Origin of the sequence: Streptomyces sp. NPDC058683 (assembly GCF_042716195.1) — a bacterium.
Lineage (GTDB): Bacteria > Actinomycetota > Actinomycetes > Streptomycetales > Streptomycetaceae > Streptomyces.
In genome coordinates, this window is record NZ_JBHXSK010000004.1 from 245,268 (window position 1) to 260,226 (window position 14,959).

The 14,959-nt window shown below is 67.6% G+C and carries 16 protein-coding genes and 1 tRNA gene; 6 read left to right on the forward strand and 11 right to left on the reverse strand.

What is annotated here, in order from left to right; all coding sequences use genetic code 11:
- Window positions 1-139 precede the first annotated feature (139 nt).
- A complete protein-coding gene (gene pknB / locus ACFWXC_RS06530) occupies window positions 140-2,122 on the forward strand; it encodes a Stk1 family PASTA domain-containing Ser/Thr kinase (RefSeq protein WP_384474020.1) in 1,983 nt (660 codons plus the stop codon).
- Window positions 2,123-2,564: 442 nt separating this feature from the next.
- Here pknB and ACFWXC_RS06535 read toward each other — a convergent pair whose 3' ends face one another.
- From ACFWXC_RS06535 to ACFWXC_RS06565, 7 genes are all read right to left on the reverse strand, one after another.
- Window positions 2,565-2,984, reverse strand: a complete 420-nt coding sequence (locus ACFWXC_RS06535; protein WP_384474023.1) for a hypothetical protein — start codon at window positions 2,982-2,984, stop codon at window positions 2,565-2,567.
- 151 nt (window positions 2,985-3,135) lie between these two features.
- A complete protein-coding gene (locus ACFWXC_RS06540) occupies window positions 3,136-3,885 on the reverse strand; it encodes a class E sortase (RefSeq protein ID WP_384474026.1) in 750 nt (249 codons plus the stop codon).
- Window positions 3,886-3,904: 19 nt separating this feature from the next.
- Entirely contained in the window at window positions 3,905-4,915 is a 1,011-nt protein-coding gene (locus ACFWXC_RS06545) for a class E sortase (RefSeq protein WP_384474029.1), read from the reverse strand.
- Window positions 4,912-5,550 carry an aminodeoxychorismate/anthranilate synthase component II gene (locus tag ACFWXC_RS06550; protein WP_384474033.1) on the reverse strand — a complete coding sequence of 213 codons (639 nt, stop codon included), beginning with the start codon at window positions 5,548-5,550 and terminating at the stop codon, window positions 4,912-4,914. Before ACFWXC_RS06550 ends, ACFWXC_RS06545 begins: the two co-directional genes overlap by 4 nt.
- Window positions 5,547-5,708: a hypothetical protein gene (locus tag ACFWXC_RS06555; protein ID WP_384474036.1), complete on the reverse strand. Its 162-nt coding sequence runs from the start codon at window positions 5,706-5,708 to the stop codon at window positions 5,547-5,549. The genes ACFWXC_RS06550 and ACFWXC_RS06555 overlap by 4 nt, the downstream gene beginning before the upstream one ends.
- Window positions 5,709-5,760: 52 nt before the next feature.
- Window positions 5,761-6,444, reverse strand: a complete 684-nt coding sequence (locus tag ACFWXC_RS06560; protein WP_384474039.1) for a class E sortase — start codon at window positions 6,442-6,444, stop codon at window positions 5,761-5,763.
- A 27-nt stretch (window positions 6,445-6,471) separates the two neighbouring features.
- Window positions 6,472-7,260: a DUF881 domain-containing protein gene (locus ACFWXC_RS06565; RefSeq protein WP_384474043.1), complete on the reverse strand. Its 789-nt coding sequence runs from the start codon at window positions 7,258-7,260 to the stop codon at window positions 6,472-6,474.
- A 152-nt stretch (window positions 7,261-7,412) separates the two neighbouring features.
- Here ACFWXC_RS06565 and crgA point away from each other — a divergent pair, with 152 nt between their 5' ends.
- Entirely contained in the window at window positions 7,413-7,667 is a 255-nt protein-coding gene (gene crgA, locus ACFWXC_RS06570) for a cell division protein CrgA (protein WP_351695929.1), read from the forward strand.
- 299 nt (window positions 7,668-7,966) lie between these two features.
- Here the strand turns inward: crgA and ACFWXC_RS06575 are convergent, their stop codons facing one another.
- Both ACFWXC_RS06575 and ACFWXC_RS06580 read right to left on the reverse strand, forming a co-directional pair.
- Window positions 7,967-8,866 carry a rhomboid family intramembrane serine protease gene (locus tag ACFWXC_RS06575; RefSeq protein WP_384474047.1) on the reverse strand — a complete coding sequence of 300 codons (900 nt, stop codon included), beginning with the start codon at window positions 8,864-8,866 and terminating at the stop codon, window positions 7,967-7,969.
- A gap of 123 nt (window positions 8,867-8,989) precedes the next feature.
- Entirely contained in the window at window positions 8,990-9,523 is a 534-nt protein-coding gene (locus tag ACFWXC_RS06580) for a peptidylprolyl isomerase (RefSeq protein WP_384474049.1), read from the reverse strand.
- A gap of 334 nt (window positions 9,524-9,857) precedes the next feature.
- On the opposite strand from ACFWXC_RS06580, the gene ACFWXC_RS06585 reads away from it, so the two are divergent.
- A complete protein-coding gene (locus tag ACFWXC_RS06585) occupies window positions 9,858-10,553 on the forward strand; it encodes a DUF5324 family protein (protein WP_384474052.1) in 696 nt (231 codons plus the stop codon).
- A gap of 142 nt (window positions 10,554-10,695) precedes the next feature.
- On the opposite strand, the gene ACFWXC_RS06590 is transcribed toward ACFWXC_RS06585, so the two are convergent.
- Window positions 10,696-11,862, reverse strand: coding sequence for an endonuclease/exonuclease/phosphatase family protein (locus ACFWXC_RS06590; RefSeq protein ID WP_384474055.1), 1,167 nt, complete (start codon window positions 11,860-11,862; stop codon window positions 10,696-10,698).
- 135 nt (window positions 11,863-11,997) lie between these two features.
- Here ACFWXC_RS06590 and ACFWXC_RS06595 point away from each other — a divergent pair, with 135 nt between their 5' ends.
- Together ACFWXC_RS06595 and ACFWXC_RS06600 are read left to right on the forward strand one after the other, a co-directional pair.
- Window positions 11,998-12,693 (forward strand): response regulator transcription factor, encoded by a 696-nt coding sequence (locus ACFWXC_RS06595; RefSeq protein WP_384474058.1) that lies wholly within the window; start codon window positions 11,998-12,000, stop codon window positions 12,691-12,693.
- Window positions 12,686-13,768 (forward strand): sensor histidine kinase, encoded by a 1,083-nt coding sequence (locus ACFWXC_RS06600; protein WP_384474061.1) that lies wholly within the window; start codon window positions 12,686-12,688, stop codon window positions 13,766-13,768. Before ACFWXC_RS06595 ends, ACFWXC_RS06600 begins: the two co-directional genes overlap by 8 nt.
- Before the next feature lie 314 nt (window positions 13,769-14,082).
- On the opposite strand, the gene ACFWXC_RS06605 is transcribed toward ACFWXC_RS06600, so the two are convergent.
- Window positions 14,083-14,155: transfer RNA gene (locus ACFWXC_RS06605), tRNA-Ala, on the reverse strand.
- A 184-nt stretch (window positions 14,156-14,339) separates the two neighbouring features.
- On the opposite strand from ACFWXC_RS06605, the gene ACFWXC_RS06610 reads away from it, so the two are divergent.
- Window positions 14,340-14,888 carry a transcriptional regulator gene (locus ACFWXC_RS06610; protein ID WP_046727633.1) on the forward strand — a complete coding sequence of 183 codons (549 nt, stop codon included), beginning with the start codon at window positions 14,340-14,342 and terminating at the stop codon, window positions 14,886-14,888.
- The last annotated feature ends 71 nt before the right edge of the window (window positions 14,889-14,959 follow it).

Here is a 14,959-nt window from a genome sequence, read left to right on the forward strand (position 1 = left end):
CGTTGCGATACCGGTCCTGTATCGGGTTACGGGCTTGGCCAGGTCACACAAACACAGCCGGGTACGGTAGGCCCGGACGGCAGCCTCCGACCGCACACCCGTGCCGGTCGGGACCGACGGAGAGGGCTGGTAGGGAACTATGGAAGAGCCGCGTCGCCTCGGCGGCCGGTACGAACTGGGCCACGTGCTCGGCCGCGGTGGCATGGCGGAGGTATACCTCGCACATGACACCCGGCTCGGCCGCACGGTGGCGGTGAAGACGCTGCGAGCTGACCTCGCGCGCGATCCGTCCTTCCAGGCCCGGTTCCGCCGGGAGGCCCAGTCGGCCGCCTCGCTCAACCATCCCGCGATCGTCGCGGTCTACGACACGGGCGAGGACTACATCGACGGGGTCTCGATCCCGTACATCGTCATGGAGTACGTAGACGGTTCGACGCTCCGTGAGCTGCTGCACTCCGGCCGCAAGCTGCTGCCCGAGCGCGCGATGGAAATGACCATCGGCATCCTCCAGGGCCTGGAGTACGCGCACCGCAGCGGCATCGTCCACCGTGACATCAAGCCGGCGAACGTCATGCTCACGCGCAACGGCCAGGTCAAGGTCATGGACTTCGGCATCGCCCGCGCCATGGGCGACTCCGGCATGACCATGACCCAGACCGCGGCCGTGATCGGCACCGCCCAGTACCTCTCCCCGGAGCAGGCGAAGGGCGAGCAGGTCGACGCCCGCTCGGACCTCTACTCGACGGGCTGCCTGCTCTACGAGCTGCTGACGGTACGGCCCCCGTTCGTGGGCGACAGCCCGGTGGCCGTCGCCTACCAGCACGTCCGCGAGGAACCGCAGCCCCCGTCGGTGTTCGACCCCGAGATCACGCCCGAGATGGACGCCATTGTCCTGAAGGCCCTGGTCAAGGACCCGAACTACCGCTACCAGTCGGCCGACGAGATGCGCGCCGACATCGAGGCGTGCCTCGACGGCCAGCCGGTCGCCGCCACCGCGGCGATGGGCTCGGTGGGCTACGGCTACCCGGACGACCAGGCGACCACCGCGCTGCGCTCCGACGCCGGCGCGACCACCATGCTGCCGCCGATGAACCCGGACGACGGCGGCTACGGCTACGACGAACGCCCGGACCGCCGCCGCCAGCAGAAGAAGAACAACACCTCCACGATCCTGCTCGTGGTCGCCGGCATCCTGGTGCTGGTCGGCTCCATCCTGATCGGGAAATGGGTGGTCAGCGGAAACGGCGCGGACAAACCCTTCGCCGCCCCGAACTTCGTCGGCCAGACCTACGCGGACGCGCAGAAGATGGCCACGAACTCGGGCCTGAAGCTGGGGACACCGACCAAGAAGGCCTGCAACAACGCGCCCAAGGGCAGCGTCTGCTCCCAGGACCCGACCGAGGGCTCGGACGTCAACAAGGGCGACACGATCAACCTGGTGGTCTCGACGGGCGCCCCGAAGGTCTCCGTACCCAGCGTGATCGGCCTGAGCCTCGACGACGCGAAGTCGAAGCTGGAGAGCGACGACTACAAGTTCGTGGTCAAGACGGAGACCCGCACCTCCACCGAGGACCCGGACACCGTCCTGGACCAGGACCCCATCGGCGGCAAGGCAGTCCAGAAGGGCACCACGATCACCCTCACGGTCGCCAAGGCCGAGGAGAAGTCGACCGTCCCCGACGTCAGCCAAAAGTCCTGCGACGAGGCCAAGGCACAGATGACGGCCAACAACCTGGTCGGCAACTGCACCGAGGTGGACACCGACGACGCCAACCTGGTCGGCAAGGTCGTCTCGACCGACCCGGTGGCCGGTACGCAGGTCAAGAAGAACTCCGCGGTGAACATCCAGATCGGCAAGGCCAAGCAGCAGACGGCCGTGCCGGAGGTGCGGGGCCAGACGGTGAGCCAGGCCAGGCAGACCCTGCAGGCGGCCGGCTTCACCAACATCCAGTTCAACGGCGACTCCAGCGACAACGCGATCGTCACCAACCAGGACCCGCAGCCCAACACCGGCGTCGACGACCCCGGCAGCACACAGATCACCCTCACCACGGTGAGCACCGGCAACAACAACGGGAACAACAACGGCGGTACCAACTTCTTCGGCGGTACCAGCGGCTGACCCCGCCCCCGTTCACCAGAGCCCCGGCGCCCCTCCTCCCGGAAGGACGCCGGGGCTCGCCTTTTGCACCGCCGCCGCACACCAGTTCCCTGCTCGATCGTGCCTTCCCCTGCGTGGACTCGTTGATCGGATGGGGTGGGGTGCCGGTGCTCTGCCCTCACCCCGACAGAAGGGCAGAACCGTGATCAACGAATCAGCACTGCTGGAATCGAAGAGCCTGCGCAGCAGCGTGCTGGAGCGAACCGACGTACTCGACAAAGTGAAAGCGCTGTCACTGCTGCCGGACGGGATGCATGTGACTACGGCGATGGTGGCGGCGTACTTCGAGGTCACCGTCGAGGCAGTCCGGCAGCTCAAGGCACGGCATCAGGACGAACTTTCACTCAATGGCATGGTCACGCTCAAGGGCCACGACCTCGCGGAATTTAAGCGTGACATCTTGTCACGCTATCCCGGAGGTTATCCACAGCCTCGCTCCAGCCTCACTCTCTACTCCCGCCGAGCCGTCCTCAACGTCGCCATGCTCCTCCGCGACAGCGAAGTCGCACGTCAGGTGCGTGTGTACCTCCTCGACATGGAGTACCTGGCCCGGACACAGCCTGTGGAAAACCCGGTCCCGGCCGACCACCAGGCTCTCGACGACCGCATCGACCAGCGCATCACCCACATCCTCGGCAAGACCGTCGTCCCGATGTTCAACGCCCTCATCTCCTCCGCAGGCGAACACCGCCGTGAGCTCATCGAGCTCCGGCAGGACATCGAGCACGTGGAACGCAGGCTGTGCCAGCACCATCGCCGCATCAGCTTCCTGGAGGAAGAACGGCGAAGCCCAGGCCGTCGCCAAACTGAGCGGGGTCGTCATGGTGGACCGCCACGACTTGGAGGCATGGAGCGCGGGAGCGCCTTTCAAGGGCCTGAGGTAAACCCGGGCGACAAGGCCCGAAGCCGCAAGAGAAAGTTGCGGCTTCGGGCCTTCGCCATGCTAGGCGACCGAGGTCCTTGCAGGACCTCAGTCAGTCCAGTTCCTTCGGTGGTGTCCGCTCGCTGTCCACCTTCTCCACCCGCACCAGCTCGCCCCACACCACATACCGGTACCGGCTCGTGTACACCGGCGTGCAGGTCGTCAGGGTGATGTAGTGGCCCGGCTTGGTCTTGCCGGACTCCTTGGGGACCTGGGAGAGGACCTTGACGTTGTACTTCGAGGTCTCGGCGAGGACCGAGTACGCCTTGTAGACGTACCACTTGTCCCGCGTCTCGAAGACGATCGGATCGCCGACCTTGACCTTGTCGATGTTGTGGAACTTCGCGCCGTGACCGTCCCGGTGGGCGGCGAGGGTGAAGTTGCCGGTCTTGCCGGTGGTGGGGAGCATGGCCTTGGCCGGGTCGGTGTAGTAGCCGGCCACCCCGTCGTTCAGGACGTCCGTCGACGTGCCCTTCTCGACCAGCACCTCACCGTTCTTCATGGACGGCACGTGCAGGAACCCGATGCCGTTCTTCGTGTTCAGCGCACCCGGACCGGTGTCCTGCTGAGCCCACGTGTCACGGACCTTGTCGCCCTCCCGGTCCGCCTTGCGGTCCGCGACGACGTTCGTCCACCACAGCGAGTAGACGACGAACAGGCCCAGCACCAGGCCCGCCGTGATGAGGAGTTCGCCGAAGACGCTGACCGCCATCGCGATCGGGCCGATCGGCCGACGGCCCGGCACGGGCGCCCCGTCCGGCACGTCGGTCTGCTCTTCGGTGTCGTCGGCCGTCGCTGCCACTGTTCCTCTGCCTCTGCCCTTACTCGACGAGCGCGTCTGGCTTGCCCTTGCTGCGCGGGCGTTCCTCGACCATCTTGCCCCACACGATCAACCGGTACTTGCTGGTGAACTCCGGTGTGCAGGTGGTCAGGGTGATGTACCGGCCCGCCTTGCTGAAACCCGAACCCTTCGGAATCGCGTCCAGCACACTCACGTTGCTCGGCGACGTCACCGGCAGCATCGACGTCACCTTGTACACGAAGTACTCGTCCTGTGTCTCGACGACGACCGAGTCACCGGCCACCAGCCTGTTGATGTACCGGAACGGCTCACCATGCGTGTTGCGGTGCGCGGCGAGACCGAAGTTACCGGTCTTGTCCTGCGGCATCGCGGTCTTCAGCGCACCCTCGCCGTAGTGACCGACCATGCCCTTGTCGAGAACCTTCTTGTTGCTGACGCCCTCGGCGATCGGCGCCTCCACATCCAGCTTGGGGATGTGCAGGATGGCGAAACCCTGACCCGGCTCGAAGACACCCGGGGCCCGCTTGCCGTTCGCCCAGTCCTGCTGGAGGCTGCTGGTCTCCTTGCCCGCCTGGGCATGGGCCCGGACGTTCGTCCACCACAACTGGTAGGTGACGAACAGCAGCATCAGCACACCGGTGGTGATGAACACCTCGCCTATCGCCCGGCTCGCCATGACGGCCGGACTCGGCTTGCGCAACCGCTCCTGCCGACGGGCCTCGACCCGGGAGAGCGGCCGCCCCGACGAGCGGTTCTCCGACGGCGCCGCCTCCGACACGCCGCCATGACGGCCACCACGCCGCTTGGCTGCCTTTCTGCGGGCCGCACGGCCGCCCCCTGGGAGTCCGGGGGCAGAAGAGGCTGCCGTGCCCGCAGAAGCCGATATAGGCGGCGGATCGGGGATCCGCAGCGCCACGGTCTCCTCGTCGGCCGGCGGCAGATACGCCGTCTCCCCGAGCGCACTCGACCCCCCGTACGACTGACCCCCGTACGAGGTATCGGTCTCGCGCTCGGGGCGCAGCGCGGTCACGCCGTGGCCCTGCCCACCACCGGGGCGAGCCCCGCCGACCTCGCCACGGCCCCCTGGTCACCGCACACCACCAGCCAGTTGGCCAGCATCCGGTGCCCGTGCTCGGTCAGCACCGACTCGGGATGGAACTGCACCCCCTCGACCGGGAGTTCACGGTGCCTGAGCCCCATGATGATCCCGTCGTGGGTACGGGCCGTGACCTCCAGCTCCGCAGGCACAGTGGCCGGCTCGGCGGCGAGCGAGTGGTAGCGGGTCGCGGTGAACGGGGTCGGCAGCCCGTCGAAAACCCCCCTGCCCTCGTGCTCGACCAGCGACGTCTTACCGTGCAGCAGCTCCGGCGCCCGGTCCACCACACCGCCGTACGCCACCTGCATCGACTGCATGCCGAGGCAGACACCGAAGACGGGCACCCCGGTCGAGGCGCAGTGGCGGACCATGTCCACACACACGCCCGCCTCCTCCGGCGTACCGGGCCCCGGCGACAGCAGGACACCGTCGAAGCCGTCCTGGGCGTGCGCCGTCGACACCTCGTCATTGCGCAGCACCTCACACTCGGCGCCCAGCTGGTACAGGTACTGGACCAGGTTGAAGACGAAGCTGTCGTAGTTGTCGACGACGAGAATCCGCGCGCTCACTGGTTGTCCACCGTCACATCGTTGAAGGGCAGCAGCGGTTCGGCCCAGGGGAAGACGTACTGGAAGAGGACATAGATCACGGCCAGGACCAGCACGAGTGAGATCAACGCCCTCAGCCACGCGCTGCCCGGCAGATGCCGCCAGATCCAGCCGTACATGCCGTCCCTTCCGTTCCACCACGGCACCAGAATCCCGCCGTACTGCACCAGACTAACGGCGCAGCGCCTTGGGTTTGCCTGCCTCCACAGGCTGCGTGGAGTCCAGATGCGCCCAGACGATCAGCCGATGGCTGTGCCCCCATTCCGGATCGCACGTGGTCAGCGTGAGATAGCGGCCTGGACGCGTATACCCCGACTTACGTGGCACAGGGTCGATCACTTCAACGTCCGTCGGAACTGTTTTGTAGGGGCCTTTGTCGATCCGATACGTGAACCAGGTCGTACCGTCCGTCAGCACGATCGCATCGCCCCCGCGCAGCTTCGGGAAGTCCAGGAACGGGTCGCCGTACGTGCGCCGATGGCCGGCGACCGCGAAGTTGCCCTCCTGGCCCAGCCGGGCGGTACGGGCGTAGTGGGCGAGGCCCTTCTTCAGCACATCGGTGCCGGTGCCCTCCAGGACCGGCTTGTTCCACGTGAAACCGAACCGAGGGATGTACATGATCGCGAAAGGCTTGCCGTAGTGGTACGCGGCCGGCTCGGCGGGAGCGTCGGACGCCTTGGCAGTGGGGTGCACCGTGGCACTGTCCGACCACTGCCGCTGTAACCGGTCGATCTGGTCATGCATGACACTGTCGGCCTTCACACCGGTCCAGAACAGCACATACACGACGAAGAGGACTATGAGCGTACCGATGGTGATGCAGAGCTCGCTGACGGTCCTGACGATCACGCGCACCGGCGGCTCCAGAAGACGACGAGCTGCTTACCCCACAGGCTTCGCGTAGTGCAGATCCACTGTGCCCGAGTAGCCCGGCAGAGTCACCGCCCCGTCCTCGGTGACTTTCCAGCCGAGGCCGTACACGTTGACGTACACCATGTAGTTCTGGATCGCCTCGGAGTCCGCCAGCGCCTGCTGCATCTTCGCCGGGTCCCCCACCGCCTGGATCTTGTACGGCGGCGAGTACACCCGGCCCTGGAGGATCAGGGTGTTGCCGACACAGCGCACGGCACTGGTGGAGATCAGCCGCTGGTCCATGACCTTGATGCCCTGGGCGCCGCCCTGCCACAGCGCGTTCACCACGGCCTGCAGATCCTGCTGGTGGATGACCAGGTAGTCGGGCTGCGGCTCGGGATAGCCGGGAAGCTTGGCCGTGGCGTTCGGCGGAGCGTCGTTCAGCGTGACGGTGATCGCGTCGCCGGTGAGCTTCTGGGTCCCCGCGGCCTTCTCCAGCCCGGAGAGCTCGTCGTCGTCGGCCTTGCTGGAACCGTCGTCGCGCTCGGCCAGCTTCTCGTTCCGCTCGCGCGAGCCCGCGTTGGACTCGTCCAGCTCCTTGTTCTTGCGGCTGCGCTCCTGGATCAGGTCGGACAGCTTCAGCAGATTGTCGTCCGAGCGGATGTCCGTACCCTTGGCCGTGTTGAAGCTGGTGAAGAAGAGAAGACCGGCCAGGGCGAAGACGGCGACGGTGAGAATCCGCACCGGCCGGAAGCCACCCTTGCGGACCGGGTCCGCACCCGTTGATCCGGTCGCGTTGGAGTCGGCAGAATTGCTCAACGTACCCTTATCTCCTTCGGCGCCACGGAAGCACTACGCTAACGGACGCCCGGGGGAGCGGTCAGTGCGCCCTTACTGTCCCCTTGTACGCTGCTCCGAGCCCGACCCAGTTACCTGCGCGGCCACGCAGCGCATCGACAGGAGAGACCCTCGTGCCGAAGTCACGTATCCGCAAGAAGGCCGACTACACGCCGCCCCCGGCGAAGCAGGCGACCACCCTCAAACTGAACAGTCGCGGCTGGGTCGCACCGGTCATGCTGGCCATGTTCCTCATCGGACTGGCCTGGATCGTCGTCTTTTATGTGACCGACGGTTCACTGCCCATCGACAGCCTCGACAACTGGAACATCGTCGTGGGCTTCGGCTTCATCGCGGCCGGCTTCGGCGTTTCCACGCAGTGGAAGTAGCTCTGCCCAGGGCTGTTCACTGAGTTATCCACAGGCCTGTGCATGGACCTGGGGAAAAGAAGACGATCTGTGGATAACCCGTAGGGCGTTGACGCCGGTACGACTACCACAACGCCCTTCGTGTAACTGTTCGCCCCCTCCCTGACCTGCGGAAACGCAAGTGAGGGTCAGGGGGCACAGTTGTGCACGCACCCTGTGCACAAGATCCGCCACCGACTGTGGACAACGGTTCGGTATCGGTGCGGCGAGCCGCCGTGAACAGGCGAACCGAGCGCGAGGCCGGGCCGGTCAGGGTCCGGTCAGGTGAGCTGGGCGGTCCTGACGACCGTCAGGACGAGGGCCACCACCAGGACCAGCGCACAGGTGCCGTACTGGATGAGGTTCCGCCGCTCGCGCGGGGCGTGCACCATCGCGTAGCCGGTGACGACACCGGCGATCAGGCCGCCGATATGGGCCTGCCAGGCGATTCCGCCGCTGAAGGTGAAGATGAGGTTGATCACCAGCAGGGCGATGATCGGCCGCATGTCGTAGTTGAGCCGGCGGATGAGCACCGCGGTCGCGCCGAAGAGGCCGAAGATCGCGCCGGAGGCACCGAGCGAGGGCTGGTTCTGGGCGGCGAGCAGATAGGTGAAGGCGCTGCCGGCCAGGCCGGAGACGACGTAGAGCGTGATGTACCGGGCGCGCCCGAGGGCGGTCTCCAGGGGGCCGCCGATCCACCACAGGCTGAGCATGTTGAACGCGATGTGCATGGGGTTCGAGCTGTCGTGCAGGAACATCGCGGTCAGCAGCCGGTAGTACTGGCCTTGTGCGACGCCTTCGATGTCGCCGTACTGCGGGAACCAGGCCTGGCCGATCAGCTCGAAGCGGTTGGTGAAGCTGTCTCCGACGGAGAGCTGGACCAGGAAGACGGCGATGTTGATGCCGATCAGGATCTTGGTGAGCAGCCGTGGGTCGGCGGTGACGGTGCCGCCGGCGATGGTGCGCGGGCGGGTGTCGGCGAGGGGCGGGCCGCTCTGGCCGCCGGTGGTGCCGCGGACGCATTCGGGGCACTGGAATCCCACGGAGGCGCTGACCATGCACTCGGGGCAGATGGGGCGTTCGCAGCGGGTGCAGCGCACGCCCGTCTCCCGGTCCGGGTGCCGGTAGCACATGGGCAGGCTGTGAGCGTCGCGTGCGCTGCCTGCCGCCTGGTCCTCCATGGGGTCCCCTCGCTTGTCGTGGGCAATACTCTGCCCCGCACATCCTTACGGACGGGCGGGGCGTTTGGTTCCCTTCGGGTGCTTCCTTTTGGGCGCTTCCCCGGGGTGTTTCCTTCTGTCGGATCAGCTCTCGCGCTTGTCGACGAGGACGGTCTCGATGACGACGTCGTTCTCGGGGCGCTTGTTCGGTCCGCTGACGGTCACGGAGGCGATCTTGTCCACGATCTTCTGGCTGTCCGCGTCGACGACCTCGCCGAAGATGGTGTGCTTGCGGTTGAGGTGGGGCGCGGGATTGACCGTGACGAAGAACTGGGAGCCGTTGGTGCGGGGGCCGGCGTTGGCCATGGCCAGCAGGTAGGGGCGGTCGAAGCGGAGGTCGGGGTGGAACTCGTCCTCGAACTTGTAGCCGGGGCCGCCGATGCCGGTGCCGAGTGGGTCGCCGCCCTGGATCATGAAGCCGCTGATCACTCGGTGGAAGACCGTGCCGTCGTAGAGCGGGTCGGTGGAGACCGTGCCGGTGGCCGGGTGCGTCCACTCACGCTCGCCCTGCGCCAGTTCGACGAAGTTCTTGACGGTCTTCGGCGCGTGGTTCGGGAAGAGCCGGACCTCGATGTCGCCGAGGCTGGTCTTCAGAGTGGCGTAGAGCTGCTCGGCCACGGTCCGCCTTCCGTTGTGCTCTCGTGTGCTCGGGTGTAACCCGGTGCTGGGTTTGCCCGCCACGATCCTCGCACGGTACGGCGGCCTGGTGGCCCGCCTGCGGCCTCCTGGCGCGGATCCTCACGAATCGCTTGCGGAAACCCGGCGGAGTCCTCAGATCCCCGCCGAGGCGGAGCGCTGGGCACCGATCCGTGGCATTGTCGTCGACAAGCCCCTCTTAGTTCCGGTTGCACCCGTATGCCCGTCCTCGCGCGCCGCTTGGTCCGGGGACAGGCATGATCCCTAAAAGGGTGGAAAGTCGAAATACCGTACGCCACCGAGGAGGAGGAAACCCGTGACCCGCAAAGAGAGCGTGCGCGCCGCGACCAGCTCGGCGAAGGACAGCGTGCGGCACGCCGCGGAAGTGGTGGCGCCCTACGCCGACACGGCCAAGGAGCGTGCCGCGTACTACGCGCAGGAGGCACGCGTACGGCTCGCGCCCGTGGTGTCGCAGGCCGCTGAGCAGGCCCGCGTCCAGTACGACGCCCGTCTCGTGCCGCGTCTGGAGCAGGCGCGGACGCATGTGCCGCCGATGGTGGACCAGGCTGCGCACGACGCTGCCGATCTGACCCGTAAGGCGGCCCGGCAGGCCGCCGACTATTCACGTCCCAGGTTCGAGCAGGCCGTGGCGGCGGCCGGGCCCGTCCGTGATGAGGCGTCGGCGCGGGGTGCTGCCGCGTTGGCCGCGCTGCGTGGCAATGTCTCGGCCGAGGAGATCGAGAAGCTGGCGCGCAGGAACGAGCGGCGCTCTGCGTACGGCCGTGCGTTCAAGGCGTTCGCCGTGTTCGGTGTGCTGGCGGGTGCCGCCTTCGTCGCGTGGAAGTGGTGGGACAAGCAGGCCAACCCGGACTGGCTGGTCGAGCCTCCCGCTGCCACGGAGGTTCCGGATTCGGGCCGTCTCGGCTCGGTGGACGGCAGTTCTCCGCTGCACCCCGAGGTCCAGGCCAAGGAGGCGGAGGAGCAGGCGTCCCGCGACGACAAGAAGCGCTGAGCCGAGCGTTTCACGTGAAACAAGAACCCCCTCTGATCCGCGTGTCCGCAGGTCGGAGGGGGTTTTGCTCCCCTTTTACTTCCCTTTTGTGCCCGCTGTTCGTTCGCTGCAGGGCATGCCGCCCGTCACGCTTCCCGTGTGTTCACCAGCTGATTCCGGCCGCTACCGGCAGGTGGTCGCTGCCGGTGGCCGACAGTACCCACGAACTCTGCGGCCGTACGCCGCGGACGAGGATCTGGTCGATCCGCGCCACCGGGAATTTCGCCGGCCAGCTGAAGCCGAAGCCGTCGCCGGCCGTGTCCTGGGCGGAGTGCAGCTGCTTGGTGAGGCCGTTGAACGCGCGGTCGTCCAGGGTGCCGTTCAGGTCGCCGAGCAGGACCACCCGCTTGTTCCGGTCGGCGGCGACGGCCGCGGCGACCGCCTGGGCGCCGGCGTCCCGCTGGGCCGTCGAAAAGCCCGTGCTGGGAAGGACCCGTACGGACCCCAGGTGGACCACGTACACCGCCAGCGGCCCGTGATCCGTGGCCACTGTGGTCCGCAGCCCCCGGTTGTAGCCCATCTTGACGTCGGCCGGCTTGGTGTCCGCCAGCGGCCCTGCGTCCATCTTGACGTCGACCGGCCGGGTGTCCGACAGCGGCAGCCTGCTCCACAGCCCGACCGTGCCCTGCACCGTGTGGTACGGGTACGTCTTCGCCAGCGCTTTCTCGTACGTGCCCGTGGCCTGCTCGGTCAGCTCCTCCAGGGCCAGCACGTCCGCGCCGGAGGCGGCCAGGTCGCGGGCGGTGCCGGCCGGGTCGGGGTTGCCGGCGTCGACGTTGTGGCTGACCACGACGAGATCACTGCCTGGGTGGGACTTGTCGGCGAGCAGCCCGCCGAAGAGGTTCAGCCATACCGCGACCGGCAGCAGCAGCGCGGCCACCGCGGCGGCGGAGCGGCGCCACAGGGCCCCGGCCAGCAGCACCGGGACGAACAGGCCGAACCATGGCAGGAGGGTCTCCACCAGGCTGCCGAGGTGCCCGATCCGGTTCGGGATCTCGGCGTGCAGCAGCATGAGCAGGCCGAGGAGCAGCGCCAGCGCCGCGAGTACCCGGCCACGCTTCCAGGGCCCGGGCCGGGTGCCGCTGCGGATCGCCCGGCGGATGCGCGCGCGCCAGGTCGCTGCGCCGGTGTCCCGGCGGATGCCCGCGCGCCGGGTGACGGACCCGGTGTCCGGGCGGCGGCCGCGGCCGTCCTGTCCGCTCTCCGCCGCGCCCCCCGCGCCCGCCGTGTCCGCCGTGTCCGCCGTGTCCGCCGTGTCGATCTGCGTCATCGTCTGTCCTCGATCACTCCGGCGTAAGCCGTCCGTTTCTGACGTCGTGCCGCCAGTCAAGGCAGTGCGGTGTTGCCCGCGCGTATGCGGTTTTCGATACGCGGACGATATGTGCCGACTCCTAGCATCAGTGACATGCGTGTGCTGATCGTCGAGGACGAGCCCTTTCTGGCAGAAGCCATCCGCGACGGCCTGCGCCTGGAGGCGATCGCGGCGGACATCGCGGGTGACGGCGAGACCGCTCTGGAACTGCTGGGCATCAACAGCTACGACATCGCCGTCCTCGACCGCGACATCCCCGGCCCTTCCGGCGACGAGATCGCCACCCGCATCGTCGCCTCCGGCAGTGGCATGCCGATCCTCATGCTCACCGCGGCCGACCGTCTCGACGACAAGGCCTCCGGTTTCGAACTCGGCGCCGACGACTACCTCACGAAACCGTTCGAGCTCCAGGAACTCGCGCTCAGGCTCAGGGCACTGGACCGCAGGCGTGCCCACCACCGGCCTCCCGTGCGGGACATCGCGGGTCTGCGCCTTGACCCGTTCCGCAGAGAGGTCTACCGGGACGGCCGCTACGTCGCGTTGACCAGGAAGCAGTTCGCGGTCCTCGAAGTCCTCGTCGCTGCCGAAGGCGGTGTCGTCAGTGCCGAGGAACTCCTGGAACGCGCGTGGGACGAGAACGCCGACCCGTTCACCAACGCCGTGCGCATCACCGTCTCGGCGCTGCGCAAGCGTCTGGGCGAACCCCGGGTCATCGCCACCGTGTCAGGCGTCGGCTACCGCATCGACACCCGCCCGGAGGCCGGGTACGAGGGCGGAGACCGTGGATAGAGCCCCTGGGCCGAGCGCTCGCCTCAAACTCACCCTCAGCTACGCCGGGTTCGTCATGCTGGCGGGCGCCCTGCTGCTGGCGGCGGTGTGGGTGTTCCTGAACCGGGTGCCCCACCCCGGGCTCGTCTTCGAGCCCGACTACCGCTTGGCCGTCGTGCGCACCTTCGCCCCGACGGCCATCGCCGTGCTGACGTTCCTGCTGGTGTTCGGCCTCGTGGGAGGGTGGATCCTCGCCGGCCGGATGCTCGCTCCTCTGACCCGCATCACGGATGCCACCCGTCTGGCCACGGACGGATCGCTTTCCCACCGGATCCGGTTGCCGGGCCGCAGGGACGAGTTCCGTGAACTCGCCGACGCCTTCGACACGATGCTCGCGCGGCTCGAAGCACACATCGCCGAGCAGCAGAGATTCGCAGCCAACGCCTCGCACGAGCTGCGCACCCCGCTGGCGATCTCGAAGACACTTCTCGACGTGGCCCGCGCCGGTCCGAACAACGCCACCGGCGAGATCATCGACCGCCTGCACGCCGTCAACACCAGAGCGATCGACCTTACCGAGGCACTGCTCCTGCTGAGCCGCGCCGGCCAACGGTCCTTCACCCGGGAGCACGTCGATCTGTCCCTCATGGCGGAAGAAGCCACCGAGACGCTCCTCTCCCTCGCGGAGAAGAACGGCGTCACCATCGAGACCTCCGGCGAGATCACCCCCACGATCGGATCGCCGGCGCTGCTGCTCCAGCTGACCACGAACCTCGTGCACAACGCGATCGTCCACAACCTGCCTGAACAGGGCACCGTGTGGGTTCATACCGGTGTCCGTCCCAGGGCTGTGGTGCTCACGGTGGAGAACACCGGCCAAAGGATCACCCCCCAGTTGGCCTTGACACTCACCGAGCCGTTCCAGCGCGGCACCGAACGCGTACGCACCGACCACGCTGGTGTCGGCCTCGGCCTGGCCATCGTCAAGACCATCACCCGCGCGCACGACGGGACACTCACCCTCAGCCCACGCGCCGGCGGCGGGATGCGCATCACCGTCGAACTGCCCGCGACATCTCCGCACACCGACAGGTGACGGGTCAGGGGCATATCGAACTCAGCCGCCCGCGCCGGAAACGACCCTGTTCGTCGTGATCGAGCGGTTGAACGCCGGTGAAGCGGTGCGCCCCGCCTCCGGGGCGCGACCAGGGTGCACAGGGGGAGCGCACGGACGCGGTCGCTCACGTGACGTAGCCGCCCCGGCACGTATGGTGCGCGCGGATCTTCGTCGGGGCATCGGTCCCTGAACCCCTGCTCCAGGCGGCGGCTCCACACCGGAACCCTGACGGAAAACGGGGACAAAAAGACCCCTCCGACTGCGTTTTCGCAGTTCAGAGGGGTCTGAGGCTGTGGAGCCTAGGGGAGTCGAACCCCTGACATCCGCCATGCAAAGACGGCGCTCTACCAACTGAGCTAAGGCCCCGTACGGGAAGCGGCCGGCCGAGCGAAAGGTCCGCTGGTCGGTGCCGGGGACCAGACTACCGGTTCACCCCCCGTACCTCACAAAAAGATTGGGGGTCCCCCCGGATGACCACGCTCCGTAAGATGCTCGACGAGGTTCGCTGTAGCGAACCGTGGATTTTTTGGGGAAGCGATGGGGAGACGCAATGGACGCCGCACAGCAGGAAGCCACCGCCAGAGCGCGGGAGCTGCAGCGGAACTGGTACGGAGAGCCGCTGGGGGCGCTCTTCCGTAAGCTCATCGACGACCTGGGGCTCAACCAGGCACGTCTCGCGGCGGTCCTCGGACTGTCCGCACCCATGCTGTCGCAGCTGATGAGCGGACAGCGGGCGAAGATCGGCAACCCGGCCGTGGTCCAGCGGGTGCAGCTGCTCCAGGACCTGGCGGCGCAGGTCGCGGACGGCAGCGTGAGCGCGGCCGAGGCGACCGAGCGGATGGACGAGATCAAGAAGTCCCAGGGGGGCTCGGTGCTCAGCAACACCACGCAGACGACGAGCGGTTCGGGAGCGCCCACGGTCAAGCGGGTGGTCCGCGAGATCCAGTCGCTGCTGCGTTCGGTGGCCGCCGCCGGTGACATCATCGACGCGGCGGACACGCTGGCTCCGACCCATCCGGAGCTGGCGGAGTTCCTCCGGGTCTACGGCGCCGGCCGCACCTCGGACGCGGTCACGCACTACCAGTCGCACCAGAGCTGAGTCACGGCCCGGTACACCGGAGGGGGTCCGGTGAACCGGGCGGGGCCCGGCCCTGGCCGAGGGGGTCACGC